Origin of the sequence: Psychrobacter sp. NG254 (genome assembly GCF_015277735.1) — a bacterium.
Classification (GTDB): Bacteria; Pseudomonadota; Gammaproteobacteria; order Pseudomonadales; family Moraxellaceae; genus Psychrobacter.
On the sequence record NZ_JADHDA010000008.1, the window covers coordinates 78620 to 92917 of the forward strand.

Annotated in this window: 11 protein-coding genes; 9 read left to right on the plus strand and 2 right to left on the minus strand. The window is 44.4% G+C overall.

Annotated features, from left to right (window positions below):
- Positions 1 to 108 precede the first annotated feature (108 nt).
- The 5 genes from IP510_RS13135 (at position 109) to hisC (ending at position 5291) form a co-directional block, all read left to right on the plus strand.
- A complete protein-coding gene (locus IP510_RS13135) occupies positions 109 to 360 on the plus strand; it encodes a BolA family protein (protein WP_010200621.1) in 252 nt (83 codons plus the stop codon).
- 105 nt (positions 361 to 465) lie between these two features.
- Positions 466 to 1734 (plus strand): UDP-N-acetylglucosamine 1-carboxyvinyltransferase, encoded by a 1269-nt coding sequence (gene murA / locus IP510_RS13140; protein WP_194365276.1) that lies wholly within the window; start codon positions 466 to 468, stop codon positions 1732 to 1734.
- A gap of 110 nt (positions 1735 to 1844) precedes the next feature.
- A complete protein-coding gene (gene hisG, locus IP510_RS13145; protein ID WP_194365277.1) occupies positions 1845 to 2537 on the plus strand; it encodes an ATP phosphoribosyltransferase in 693 nt (230 codons plus the stop codon).
- Positions 2538 to 2788: 251 nt separating this feature from the next.
- On the plus strand, positions 2789 to 4084 hold the full coding sequence (gene hisD / locus IP510_RS13150) for a histidinol dehydrogenase (protein WP_194365278.1): 1296 nt from the start codon (positions 2789 to 2791) through the stop codon (positions 4082 to 4084).
- A 76-nt stretch (positions 4085 to 4160) separates the two neighbouring features.
- The gene (hisC, locus tag IP510_RS13155) at positions 4161 to 5291 is read left to right on the plus strand and encodes a histidinol-phosphate transaminase (protein WP_194365279.1); all 1131 of its coding nucleotides are present in this window, start codon (positions 4161 to 4163) and stop codon (positions 5289 to 5291) included.
- Positions 5292 to 5379: 88 nt separating this feature from the next.
- On the opposite strand, the gene IP510_RS13160 is transcribed toward hisC, so the two are convergent.
- Positions 5380 to 7092, minus strand: a complete 1713-nt coding sequence (locus tag IP510_RS13160) for an anthranilate synthase component I family protein (RefSeq protein ID WP_194365280.1) — start codon at positions 7090 to 7092, stop codon at positions 5380 to 5382.
- 3 nt (positions 7093 to 7095) lie between these two features.
- Positions 7096 to 8331: a beta-ketoacyl-ACP synthase II gene (locus IP510_RS13165; protein WP_194365281.1), complete on the minus strand. Its 1236-nt coding sequence runs from the start codon at positions 8329 to 8331 to the stop codon at positions 7096 to 7098.
- A gap of 493 nt (positions 8332 to 8824) precedes the next feature.
- Here IP510_RS13165 and IP510_RS13170 point away from each other — a divergent pair, with 493 nt between their 5' ends.
- From IP510_RS13170 to fusA, 4 genes are all read left to right on the plus strand, one after another.
- Positions 8825 to 9910, plus strand: coding sequence for an EcsC family protein (locus tag IP510_RS13170; RefSeq protein ID WP_194365282.1), 1086 nt, complete (start codon positions 8825 to 8827; stop codon positions 9908 to 9910).
- Positions 9911 to 10467: 557 nt separating this feature from the next.
- Positions 10468 to 10842, plus strand: a complete 375-nt coding sequence (gene rpsL, locus IP510_RS13175; RefSeq protein WP_011281154.1) for a 30S ribosomal protein S12 — start codon at positions 10468 to 10470, stop codon at positions 10840 to 10842.
- Positions 10843 to 11075: 233 nt separating this feature from the next.
- Positions 11076 to 11549, plus strand: coding sequence for a 30S ribosomal protein S7 (gene rpsG, locus IP510_RS13180; RefSeq protein ID WP_194365283.1), 474 nt, complete (start codon positions 11076 to 11078; stop codon positions 11547 to 11549).
- 343 nt (positions 11550 to 11892) lie between these two features.
- Positions 11893 to 14019: an elongation factor G gene (gene fusA, locus IP510_RS13185; RefSeq protein WP_194365284.1), complete on the plus strand. Its 2127-nt coding sequence runs from the start codon at positions 11893 to 11895 to the stop codon at positions 14017 to 14019.
- Positions 14020 to 14298: the final 279 nt, after the last annotated feature.

Sequence of the window (14298 nt, forward strand, 5' to 3'; positions counted from 1 at the left end):
CTGGCGTGCGTTCATACCAGTTCAGTAAGACAGTACTGTAAGATGCGCAAACTCTTGTTATAATGTCGCCATTCAAACAAAAAATCTCTATATAAGACAGGATATTTTATGAGCATGAACGCTGACGATTTGATCGCATTTTTACAAACTCACTTCCCAGACGCTTTTATTCAAGCTGCCAATCAAGGCAATAAGTTTGACGTGCGCGTGGTCGATGCCAGCTTTGAAGGCAAACGCGCGGTTCAACGTCAGCAAGCAATATACGCACTCGTCAACGATAAAATTGCCAGTGGCGATATTCACGCACTAAATATTCAAGCGCTAACGCCTGCTGAGTGGGATGTTCAATCAAAAGGCTAAACGGCTTTCTATACAACTGACTCTACTAGGCTGACTGATTAAATAGTCGGTCTCATAATGTCAGTTTTTACCATTTCTTATACTCATTGCTAGGTTGTCACCTCTATGGATCAATTTTTAATCACTGGTAGTAGTCGTATCGCAGGGGAAGTTACTATCTCAGGCGCCAAAAATGCCGCTTTGCCATTACTTGCAGCTATGATACTGGCCGAGACCCCAACCACATTGCATAATGTGCCGTCACTGCAAGACGTGCGAACATTGATTGAATTGATCGGTGGCATGGGTATCGATATTCAAAAACAGGGCGATACCGTCACTTGCGACACCAAAAATATCGATAATTTCTATGCACCGTATGACTTGGTCAAAACCATGCGTGCATCGATTCTGGTATTAGGTCCGTTGCTGGCACGTTTTGGCGAGGCAGAAGTCTCATTGCCAGGCGGCTGTGCTATTGGGTCACGTCCTGTTGATCAACATCTAAAAGCCTTTGAGGCGATGGGTGCTGAGATTAGCGTCGAGAATGGCTATGTAAAAGCGCAAGCCCCTAAAGGCGGCAAGCTATTAGGCTGTAATTTCTCGTTCGACATGATCACCGTGGGCGGTACTGAAAACGTCATCATGGCAGCTGCACTTGCTAAAGGTACGACTGTGCTAGGTAACTGTGCGTTAGAGCCTGAAGTGGTTGATTTGGCCAATATGTTGGTTGCGATGGGTGCCAAAATAAGCGGTATTGGTACGTCAACGATGACCATCGAAGGGGTAGAGCGTCTACACGGCTGTGAGTACTCAGTTGTCCCTGATCGTATCGAAACAGGCTCATACCTTGCTGGTGCCTTGATGACACGCGGCGACGTATTGACCAAAAACACTTCTGCACTATTATTGACGCCAGTGTTAGAGAAATTTGAAGATATGGGTGCGACTATCACGAGCGGTGATGATTGGATTCGTGCACAGATGAAAGGCCGTCCAAAAGCGGTGGATATTCGTACGCAGCCACATCCTGGCTTTCCAACTGATATGCAAGCACAGCTTATGGCGATAGCTTGTCTTGCTGATGGCACCAGTACCTTTATCGAAAACATCTTCGAAAATCGCTATATGCATGTTCCAGAGCTCAATCGCTTAGGGGCTTCTATTCAAGTAGATGGTCACACTGCCGTCGTCAGAGGGGTTGAGAACTTCACAGCAGCACCTGTGATGGCAACAGATTTACGCGCGTCTATGTCATTAGTGATGGCAGCCGCGACCGCTGAAGGCGAGAGTCTCATCGACCGCATTTATCATATCGATCGTGGTTATGAGCATGTCGAAGAGAAGCTACGAGCTTTGGGTGTGAATATCGAACGTATCAATACCAATAATTAGTTTAAATAGGCTACTGAAGCTTCTAGCCAATTAGGCGTTTATTAATATTGCGTTATCAATCAAAGCCCCTTTTATGAGGGGTATTAACTGCACATGGACACGATGTCATTATGACTGAGACAAGCAAACCTTTACCAACCGATGGTTTACTAAACGAAGTAAACGATGAGTTTTCAGGTCTAACACTGGCCTTATCCAAAGGCCGTATTTTAGAAGAGACCATGCCACTGCTACGTGCAGCTGGTGTTGAGCTTTTGGAAGATCCTGAGGCCTCTCGTAAACTTATTTTTCCAACGTCAAACCCCAATGTGCGTGTGCTTATTTTGCGTGCCAGCGACGTACCGACTTATGTAGAGCATGGTGCAGCGGACTTTGGGGTAGCGGGTAAAGATGTGCTACTAGAGCATGGTGCCAATCATGTTTATGAGTTGCTTGATCTGAAAATTGCTCAGTGTAAGCTCATGACGGCTGGTGTTAAAGACGCACCATTGCCCAATCGTCGTCTGCGTATCGCGACCAAATATGTCAATGTCGCCCGTGCTTATTTTGCCAGCCAAGGTCAGCAAGTCGATGTGATTAAGCTATATGGCTCGATGGAGCTTGCGCCATTGGTCGGATTGGGTGATTTGATCGTCGACGTGGTTGATACTGGTAATACGCTGCGTGCTAATGGGCTTGAAGCACGCGATCATATCTGTGATGTGTCGTCACGTTTGATTGTCAATCAAGTCAGCTACAAGCGCAAATTTGCTTTGCTCGAGCCCATCTTAGATAGCTTTAAAAACAGTATTGCCAATGGCTAATATACCAATGTTTATCATTGGTAATATCAAGCATGATGATACGAATTTTTAAACCAGTTTAGCGCGCTATGATAGATATAGCATGCTAAACTGGTTTTATTGTCTTTGCTTGCGAAAAAATAAAATCTCAGTAAAATCTATATAACAAGACATCGAATAAATTGTAATATTTGCGAGTCTTAAGCCCGTTTTTATTGCTTTGAAATCATTTAACTTTGTTAGTACTCCATGCTCAGATATAGGATTAGGTCATGCGCCAGTTAAGTACCCAAGATGCCGATTTTGACAGTCAACTAACCCAGTTGCTGGCCTTTGAAACAGTCAACGATGCTGAATTATTACATACCGTCGATGATATCATCGCCCAAGTCCGTGCTAATGGTGATAGTACTGTGCTCGCATTAACGCAGCAGTTTGATCAGCATCCAGCGACGATGATGCAAGCATTAGAGCTATCTAAAGAGTCGCTTGCTGAGGCATTTGCCAATCTTGATGAAACCGTCAAGACCGCATTGACCACGGCCGCGACTCGGGTACAGACATTCCATGAGCGCCAAGTGCAAGAGACATGGCAATATGAGGATGAGTTGGGCAATCGCTTGGGTCAAAAGGTCACACCGCTTGATCGCGTTGGTATCTATGTACCGGGTGGATTGGCCTCGTATCCTTCATCCGTGCTCATGAATGCTATCCCGGCCAAAGTGGCTGGCGTTACCGAAGTGATTATGGTTGTACCAGCGCCCAAAGGTGTATTGAATCCATTGGTGTTAGCGGCCGCGCATTTAGCCAAAGTTGATCGCGTTTTTACTATTGGCGGCGCCCAAGCGGTTGCTGCATTGGCTTACGGTACTGAAACGATTCCAGCCGTGGACAAAATCACAGGACCTGGTAATAAGTATGTCGCAGCTGCCAAGCGTGCGGTATTTGGGCAGGTCGGCATTGATATGATTGCAGGCCCTTCAGAGGTGTTGGTCTACGCAGAAGGCGAGGCGCAAGATCGCGCTGATTGGCTAGCCATGGATTTGTTATCGCAAGCAGAGCACGACCGCATCGCACAAGCTATCTTTGTGACGACCAGTGAAGCGCAGCTAGCTGAGGTCGCCATTGAAATAGAAAAGGCACTGGCCGAACTGCCAAAGGCAGATATCGCTCGCGATTCATTACAAAACCGCGGCGCACTTATTTTGGTAAAAGACCGTAGCGAGGGTATGGCGCTTATCAATCGTATTGCCCCTGAACATTTAGAGTTATCTGTCGATAATCCTGATGCGTTATTAGACGATATTCGTCATGCGGGTGCTATCTTTATGGGCCGCCACACCCCTGAGGCCATTGGTGATTATTGTGCAGGGCCAAACCATGTGCTGCCAACATCAGGCACGGCACGGTTCTCTTCGCCGCTTGGCGTTTATGATTTCCAAAAGAAATCATCAATCATTTATTGTAGTGAATCTGGTAGCAAGCCACTGGCTGAGACGGCAGATATTTTAGCGCAGCATGAGGACTTAGAAGCCCATGCACGTTCTGCTCGTTATCGCTATCAGTAAGGTGTTTTGAAGGTTTTAACGTTTACTTTTGATCGGTATTTTTAATAGTCTATTTGGCTAATTAGTAGGATAATTTATGAGTGAGGCAAAGATGGATACCAGACTGTGGTCCTCTAAAGCACGCAACTTATCACCGTATGTGCCAGGCGAGCAGCCGGAGCATGATAATTTGTGCAAACTGAACACCAATGAAAATCCGTTTCCACCGTCGCCAAAAGTCGCGGAAGCCATCGCCAAAGTACTCGTGCAGCAAGCTGAAGAGCTGCGTCTATACCCAGCGCCTGAGTCTAATGAATTACGTGCTGCACTGGCGCATTCATACGACCTTGATGTCAATCAAGTATTTGTGGGTAATGGTTCGGATGAAGTCTTGGCACTGATATTTGCCAGCTTCTTTCTAAAAGAGCGCCCACTACTGTCACCTGATATTGGTTATAGTTTTTATCCTGTCTATGCCCAGACCTTTGGCATAGAGCTTATCAAAATTCCATTAGAAGAAGACTTCAGTATTGATCCTGATACGTATCGCCAGCCTTGTAGCGGTATCATCATTGCCAATCCCAATGCCCCAACTGGGCTGCTATTATCACTTGCCGATATTCGTAAACTGGCAAGTGAGCACTCGAATGCTGTGATCGTGATTGATGAGGCTTACATCGACTTTGCTCAAATAGAAGAGGGTGATATAGGCGCTCAAGTCTCAGCAGTGAGCCTAATAAATGAGTGTGACAATGTCATCGTGACACAGACATTTTCAAAATCACGGTCGCTTGCAGGTTTACGTGTCGGTATGGCGTTTGGTAATGCGTCATTGATTGAAGCACTGACACGTATGAAAAACAGCTTTAATAGCTATCCACTAGATAAGTTGGCGCAAGCTGGTGCGACTGCCAGTGTCTTAGATCATGAGTATTTTGAGCAGACTCGCCGGCAAGTTATCGATTTGCGCACAGCACTAACAGCAGATTTGACCGAATTAGGCTATAAAGTGTTGCCATCACATGCCAACTTTGTTTTTGCGCGACCTAGAGATGGTGAGGCGCGTGAAGTGGCCAGTACGTTACGTGAGCAAGGCATCATCGTCCGTCATTTTGATAAGCCACGTATTGCGGAGTACCTGCGTATCACCATTGGTACTGCTGAGCAAAATCAGCGTTTGATCGATGCATTAAAAGAGCTGCAAGCAAGTGCTGAGACGGCGGAATAATCATCAAGAATATAAATAAGCATCAATAAAAAGCCTGCCAACGTTATGTTTGGCAGGCTTTATTTTTAGTTATTTTTTTAAAAAATGCTTAATGTTGATTGCTTAGATTATCTTGGGCCAATACTGCTAGTAGGTTACCCACCTTATCTAAGCATTCTTGATATTCTGCATCGCAGCTAGACGCGACCGTAATACCACCTCCTGCCCATAAACTGACCGCTTTTTTGCCATCAGTGGAGCTGCTGTTAGCTTGCAGGGTACGAATGAGGACGTTCCATTGACCACTGCCATCAAAATTCATATAGCCCAGGGTACCGCAATAGGCCCCGCGCGGCACAGACTCTAATTCAGAAATAATCTCAACAGCACGCTTTTTGGGTGTACCAGTGATAGAGCCCGCTGGCAAACTGCCAAATAACACGGTCAGCGGATGTGTCTCGGCTTTTAGTTCAGCGGTGATGGTGCTGACCATATGATGCACGTTGCTAAAGCTCTCAATCGCAAACAGCTGTGGCACTTTTACGCTACCTATCTTGGCATACTTGCCCAAATCATTACGTAACAAATCCACAATCATCACGTTTTCAGCACGGTCTTTTTCGCTATCCATGAGCTTGTTTTTATACGATTCATCTTGGTCGTTATTACTACCACGAGGCATAGTGCCTTTGATAGGCTTGGTCAGAATATGATGTGTGCCAGTGCCATTGTCTTTAGTGAAAGTAAAAAACAACTCAGGCGAACAGCTCAATAGTTCAAAATGGTTAGGGTTTCCATTAGCATACTTATGATTTAAATCCCCAATATCAAGGCCATCGATGCTTAAGTAACCGGCGAAAGGTGCTTGTGTATTGCGATGTAGTGCAGGCAAATAATCGATAAGCGCTGAGTTGGATTGGCGAGAGTCATTGTTAGAAGGCAGCCAGCCAGACCATTCTTGTGTCAGATTGATCTGATAACAGTCGCCTTGTTGTAGGTAGTTCTGAGTTTGTTCAAAGGCTTGTTGGTAGTCACGTTTGTGCCATCGTGCGTCTAGAACCACAGGGCTTGTATTGGATATAGTGTCAGAGTGTCTGTGACTAAGAGAACTATCAGACAGATTTTTATCTAGCTCATCTAGATAAGAGATAAGCGCCGATACAAGAAGGCTCTCATTAGTGACGCCATTATTATCGTCATGGGTTCTAATGACTATTAATTCCCAACCGAGAGCATGGTCTACTGAAGGTGTCAGATAAATATCATAATGCCCTAATGAGGCACAAGGCTGCGTTGCTAACTCAATATTATCTGCTGGACTCAATTCATAAGCGGCCATATCGTAACCGATATAGCCTATCAAGCCATGAGAGTAGATATATTGAGAGTTTGCCCCGCTACTTGATTTATTAATTGTATTTGATGAAATGCTGTCAGCTTCACAGGTATTGCTGTAAGTAATAAGCGCATCTTGCCATGCCAGATAGCTCATCACTGTTGTCGTAATAGCATTGCCATTATGAGAGCAAGTCTCACGGCAGGTTTTGATGACTTTGTAGGTATTTGATGGCGATTCAGAAGGTTGGTTGTCAGCAGGATACACCGACCAACTGACTTTAGGGAGCAGGCCAATCACTGGTTGGTTGTCATTGTTTAGCCAAACCAATTGCCAGTTTGCTTGGTTATCTTGCTTAGATAAATGCTGCTGCAGGTGCGGCATCAGCTCGGCTGCCGTCAAGTCACCAAAACGCCAGCTACGATGAATAGCTGGCGATGGCGCAGAATCTGTCTGCTCAGTCATAGGTTGATTGGGTACGAGCATGATTTAAGCGTCAAACTTTTTGATGATGAGTGTGGCATTCGTACCGCCAAAGCCAAAGCTATTGCTCATTAGCGTCTCCAGGTTGGTCTCGCGCATCTCAGTGACGATATCGAAGCCTTCAGCCGCAGGGTCCAAGTTATCGACATTGATACTAGGGGCAATAAAGCTGTCCTGTAGCATCAGCAAGCAATAAATCAGCTCTTGAGCACCAACGGCACCCAGACTGTGGCCTGTCATCGATTTGGTTGAGCTAATCGCCGGTACTTTGCTTGGGTCATCGCCGAACACTTTGGCAATGGCTTTAAGCTCAGTAATATCACCTAGGGGCGTACTGGTACCATGACTGTTGATGTAATCGACGCTTTCTAGGCCAGCTTCTGCTAGCGCTTGTTGCATACAACGCACCGCACCTTCACCACTTGGTGCAACCATCTCTGCACCATCAGAGCTGGCACCGTAGCCCACGATTTCGGCCAAAATATTGGCACCGCGTGCTTGAGCATGTTCTAGACTTTCGACCACAACCATCGCGCCGCCTGCCGCAATCACAAAACCATCACGATCTTTGTCATAAGCTCTTGAGGCCAGTGTTGGCGTGTCATTGTACTGAGTGCTGACCGCGCCCATCGCATCAAACATACAAGACTGCGTCCAATGCTCAGCTTCACTACCACCCGCTAGTATCACATCAGCTTTGCCCAATTGGATAAGTTCCGCGGCATGACCGATACAATGCGTTGACGTCGCGCAAGCAGAGGCAAGTGAGTAAGAGACCCCTTGGATTTTTAGACCCGTTGCTAGCGCCGCTGATACTGAACTGCCCATGGTCTTTGGCACTGCCATAGCACCGACACCGCGCAGACCTTTTGCACGCATGGCATCTACAGCATTAATGATGTTTTCCGTTGATGCACCGCCTGAGCTCGCGACCACACCCACTCGCGGGTTATGGTTGATGGTTTCAAGCGATAATCCTGAGTGCTCAATGGCATTTAACGCACTGACATAGGCATAGAGGCTGGCATCACTAAAGAAGCGTTTGAGCTTACGGTCGATACCACTGGTATCCAGCTCTGCTTGGTTGATACTACCGCTCACATGTGATTTAAACTCGTGTTCGGCATAAGATTCATTATATGTAATGCCAGACTGTCCTGTTTTTAGGGCATTTGTGACAGTGGCTAAATCATGTCCGATACAAGAGACGATCCCTGCTCCAGTGATAACGACGCGGCGCATATTCTATTCCTTATGAGTAACGATTTGCTGATAATAACAGGCAGTAATCGTTGTAAATCTATGTATGATATTTAGGTTGGTTTGAGCATCATGGGCGGTAAGATAGTCCATGTAGACAGCGATTGGTTCAATCAAAGTCACGCCGTTGTACCAGATTAATAGTATCAAATAAATGCTATATTAATTCGGTGTACAATTATGCTCTCACTTACGGCACATGATAACGTATCAAGCACTTAAAATCTTTGAGCAAATGTAAAATAATGACAAAATAGCAATCATGAGCAAGAGTAGGGCAAACATTGAGTTTATAGAGGACTGACTATACTGTTATAGTTACTTGCCTGATGCTACTTTTAAATACAAAGTTTGTGACTGCGATAACATTGTTCGCACTGACATAGCCGATCATCACTCGCTAAAATGATAGTTTAACGACTATTATTAATATTAAAATAAAATCAATTATCATCTCTACATTAAGGACATCACGATGGCAAAGCGTAGTACTCTTTCTAAAAGCATCACGACTATTGGCTCTTTTACTCGAAGTAACCTAGAACGCATGGGTGCTGCAATTGATAGCATGAATGCTAAAACAGGCAAACCGCGTCAATATAAAGCCGTCAACTTAGGTGATAAAGACTATCAGCAAGATTTGTTTCGTGAGCAAACCCTAAAGGCCACACAGCAATTACTAGGCACACGTTTTGCTACTTATGGTAAGTATGCCAAGAAAGTCGTGCCAAACAGCTTTTTTCAATCGACAGTAGATAGCGCGTTTGCACAAGTGGCCAATCTTGCCTCAAGTTGGAGTCAGCTAGACTTGCCCAACGAACACCGTTTTGCCAATATCGCCACCTTGGACGATCAACAACGCTACGCGCTAGCGACTGACATCGCCAACCAAAACCGTGCACTTGCCGCGATTGGTGGGTTAACGGGTCTAGCAGGCCTGCCAGGTCTGCTTGCAGATACTCTATGGTTACTATTGGTGTCCTTACGTACGGTTTACCAACTTGCCGCTGTCTACAATAAGCCACTGACAGGTAAGCAGGGCGTTAAAATGGCCTATGAGCTATTATCAAATGCTGATCTGAGTAAGATGCAAGAAAAACAAGCATTGCTTGCAGGATTAGGCGTAGGAAAAGGCTTACTTGATAATGCCCAAAGCAGCGGATTGCACAGCGAGCTCAAAAACCTTGGGTTAAAGAATAAAAACGTAAATTACTATGCCGAGCAAGTAGACAGTATCGCCAGCCAAGTAGGCATCGACTTAGACCAAATCAATTTGTCATGGATTCGTCGCTTTATCCCAGTTACAGCAGTGGCCATCGGTATACGCTACAACAGTCAGCTTATCGATGAAGTCATCGGCGTTGCTCAAGCCACTTTTGCCCCAGAGACCAAACTTGCCAATCGCTCTATTACTGATGATAGCAGTAGCGAAGCTGAAGTAAAAAAAGCGAGCAATGATGACGCAGAAAAAAATACTGAAGATAAAAGCACTGAAAACCAAAACACGAAAGATGACGAACAGAGCAGTGATGTAGAAGTGTCAGATAAGAAAACCAAATAATAGTGAAGAAACAGTGCGGATAAGGGGATGCTGATAGAGACTACTTATAAAGGTTTAGGTTTCTATCGGCATCACTTTCTGTCAGTATTATGAATAATCTAGTTTGCGGTTTATTGATATTGATCAAAGTGTTCATCAAGCAAAGTCGTCGTAATGACACATTACGTTAGTACTATTACATTTATATAAATAGCAGTGCTTATTTTGTCTATCCAAGATATGTGACTTGAAAACGACAATGCGTGGCACCATCTAATTTATTATCGAGTGCTACTTTCTAACTTTCTTGTCCAAACAATGCGTTAGTCTGTCTTAGATGCTTTATTTATTGCGCTATTTTTTAGCGAAAAACGATTAAAGTGTTACAGTGATAGGCTCAATGCATATCTATTGAATGTTGTAAAGTAAAACCACTCATAAGTGGTTGAAATAGCAGCAACAACTCTTTATAATACACTGTCCTAAAAATGGGTGCTCCGAAAATCTGCAATTATTGTCAGATGGCTGGTGCATTGCCCCATTTTTTTGTTTTATACCAAACGGGAGAAGGATGCCTTATGGCAACAACTAACCAATTGATTCGTAAAGGTCGCAAAACCATCAAGGAAAAGTCAAAAGTTCCTGCGTTGGAAGCGTGCCCACAGCGTCGCGGTGTATGTACTCGTGTATATACTACCACGCCAAAAAAACCTAACTCTGCCATGCGTAAAGTATGTCGTGTACGTTTGACTTCAGGCTATGAAGTATCAAGCTACATCGGCGGCGAAGGTCATAACCTACAAGAGCACAGTGTTGTTCTTATCCGTGGTGGTCGTGTAAAAGATCTACCAGGTGTACGTTATCACACTGTTCGCGGTGCATTGGATTGCGCAGGCGTTAAAGACCGTAAGCAAGGTCGCTCTAAATACGGTGCTAAGAAGCCTAAAGTTTAATAACCAAACGTTATTAACCAAGCTTTTTTGCACTACCCAATAACTGTGCATGGGTTAGGTGTCAGCAGTAATGCTACTTTTGCATAATGATGCATCAGTGATTACTTTTAAAACATACCACCATGCAGTAAGGCTAACTGATAACTCACTATTATATTTTTGATGACATGTCATCGTTGATAAGTAGTCGATGTTGTGAATGTTAGACACTCCTGAAGATAAGGAAAATTATTATGCCAAGACGTCGCGTCGTAGCTGCCCGTGAGATCCTACCGGATCCTAAGTTTGGTAGCCAAACTGTTGCAAAATTCATCAACCATGTAATGAGTCATGGCAAAAAATCTACTGCTGAGCGTATCGTTTACGGTGCACTTGAAACAGTAAGCGAAAAACGTAAAATCGAAGATCCAGTATCTTTCTTCGAAGACGTTTTAGAAAATGTACGCCCTATGGTAGAAGTGAAAGCTCGCCGCGTTGGTGGTGCAACCTACCAAGTACCAATGGAAGTACGCCCCTCCCGTCGTACTGCCTTGGCTATGCGTTGGATAGCTGAAGCTGCTGCAAAGCGTTCTGAAAAATCAATGGCTTTGCGTTTGGCTGGCGAATTGAATGATGCTGCTGATGGCAAAGGCGCTGCTATGAAAAAGCGTGACGAAGTTCACCGCATGGCAGATGCTAACAAAGCATTCTCTCATTACCGTTTCTAAGCTACTTTTTAACAGTAGCTTGAGATTGATGGCTCACGCCAGTTAGTCTTACATTGTTTTTTATTCTATTGATTGCCGCCATCATTCATTTAGTTGCCAATAGCCAAGAGCTATTTACAACTAAGATGGCGGACATCTATCAAGATGTCTCTCCTAACCGCGTAATCTAAATGGGAGAGCATCCCAAATTTGATGCCGCACTATTCTTAGTATTTGCTCTTTTTTTGTCCGTATTAGGCTTAATAATCAGTAAGTAATATTACGAAGCTGACCGCTTTGTCATAGAGTATGAGGTAGAGACACAATACATTATTATATACACGACTTTTCCTAGGAAAACACTATGGCTCGTAAAACTCCCCTAAAACGCTATCGCAATATTGGTATCTCAGCGCACATCGATGCTGGTAAGACAACCACTACCGAACGTGTTTTATTCTATACCGGTGTTAGCCACAAAATTGGCGAAGTACATGATGGCGCAGCCACTATGGACTGGATGGAGCAAGAACAAGAGCGCGGTATTACTATTACCTCAGCGGCTACGACTTGTTTTTGGTCAGGTATGGCAAAACAGTTCGACGAACACCGTATTAACATCATCGATACCCCAGGCCACGTTGACTTCACGATCGAAGTTGAACGTTCTATGCGTGTACTTGATGGCGCTTGCATGGTTTACTGTGCAGTAGGCGGCGTACAGCCACAGTCTGAGACCGTATGGCGTCAGGCGAACAAATATAAAGTTCCACGTCTTGCATTTGTAAACAAAATGGATCGCGTTGGTGCTGATTTCTATCGTGTTATCGAGCAAATCAAAACTCGTCTTGGCGGCAAGCCAGTACCATTGGTTATCCCAATTGGTAAAGAAGAAGATTTTGAAGGTGTTGTTGATCTAGTAACCATGAAAGCTATCTATTGGGACGAAGCGTCTCAAGGCATGGAATACGACGAGCGCGATATTCCAACTGAACTACAAGACAAAGCCGCAGAATATCGCGAGTATCTAGTAGAAAGTGCTGCTGAAGCAAACGAAGAACTCATGAATGAGTATCTAGAAAACGGCGAATTGACTGTAGATCAAATTAACAGCGCTATCCGTGAGTTGACTATTGATAACCAAATCATTCCATTGCTTTGTGGTACTGCCTTTAAAAACAAAGGTGTACAGAAGATGTTAGATGCGGTTATTCAGTATCTTCCAGCACCAATGGATGTACCGGCTATCCGCGGTATCCTTGATGACAAAGATGAGTCAGAAGGCTTCCGTGAAGCATCTGATGATGTACCGTTCTCAGCACTAGCATTCAAAATCATGAATGACAAATTCGTTGGTAACTTAACCTTCGTTCGTGTTTACTCAGGTGTTTTGACTCAAGGTAGCAGCGTTTATAACCCAGTTAAAATGAAGCGTGAGCGCGTTGGTCGTATCGTACAGATGATGGCTAACTCTCAAGAAGAGTTGCAAGAAATCCGTACTGGTGATATCGCTGCATTGGTTGGTATGAAAGACGTAACAACTGGTGATACGCTATGTGATGAGCAAAATGTTATCACGCTTGAGCGCATGGAATTCCCAGATCCAGTTATCAGCCTAGCGGTTGAACCTAAGACCAAAGCTGACCAAGAAAGAATGTCAATCGCTTTAGGTCGTTTGGCTAAAGAAGATCCATCGTTCCGTGTACACACTGACGAAGAATCTGGTCAGACAATCATCAGTGGTATGGGTGAGCTTCACCTAGAAATTCTTGTTGACCGTATGAAGCGTGAATTCAACGTTGAAGCTAATATCGGTGCACCACAGGTTGCTTATCGTGAAACGATTCGTAACACTGTCGAGCAAGAAGGCAAATTTGTACGTCAAACAGGTGGTCGTGGTAAATTTGGTCACGTTTGGCTACGTCTTGAGCCACTTGATCCAGCTGGCGACAAAGAATACGAATTCGCTGAAGAAGTTGTTGGTGGTACGGTACCAAAAGAATTCCATGGCGCTGTAGACAAAGGTATCCAAGAACGCATGAAAAACGGCGTACTTGCTGGTTACCCAGTAGTTGGCGTAAAAGCGACTTTGTATGATGGTTCTTATCATGATGTCGATTCTGATGAATTGTCATTTAAGATGGCTGGTTCTATGGCCTTTAGAAAAGGTTTCATGGCAGCTGACCCAGCACTACTTGAGCCAGTAATGAAAGTAGAAGTTGAAACGCCTGAAGATTACATGGGCGACATCATGGGCGATCTTAGCCGTCGTCGCGGTTTAGTACAGGGCATGGAAGACTTGCCTGGTGGTACTAAGCAAATCCGTGCCGAAGTACCATTAGCGGAAATGTTTGGTTATGCCACTCAAATGCGCTCAATGTCACAAGGCCGAGCAACTTATTCAATGGAATTCCAAAAGTACGCTGAAATTCCAAAATCAGTTGCTGCTGAAATCATCTCTAAGTTCAACAATAAAGATGATGACGAGTAAATAAAACTTACTGAAGGTGACAATACAGCTTATATCTGTGTGTTGTCATCAAAGAATACGCCAATAACTTGTTAAAAGACTTGTTATTGGTTGCGATTTTCTTATAATATCTGCACATCAGTTTGTGCAACCTTTTAACAATTATCTTAATGCGGCCAAGACAGTCTTAATAGTCATATTTATATGAGTTAAGCATTGGACCCCAAAAAAAGAGGAAATACTCATGGCAAAGGCCAAGTTTGAACGTCTAAAACCACATGTCAACGTTGGTACCATCGG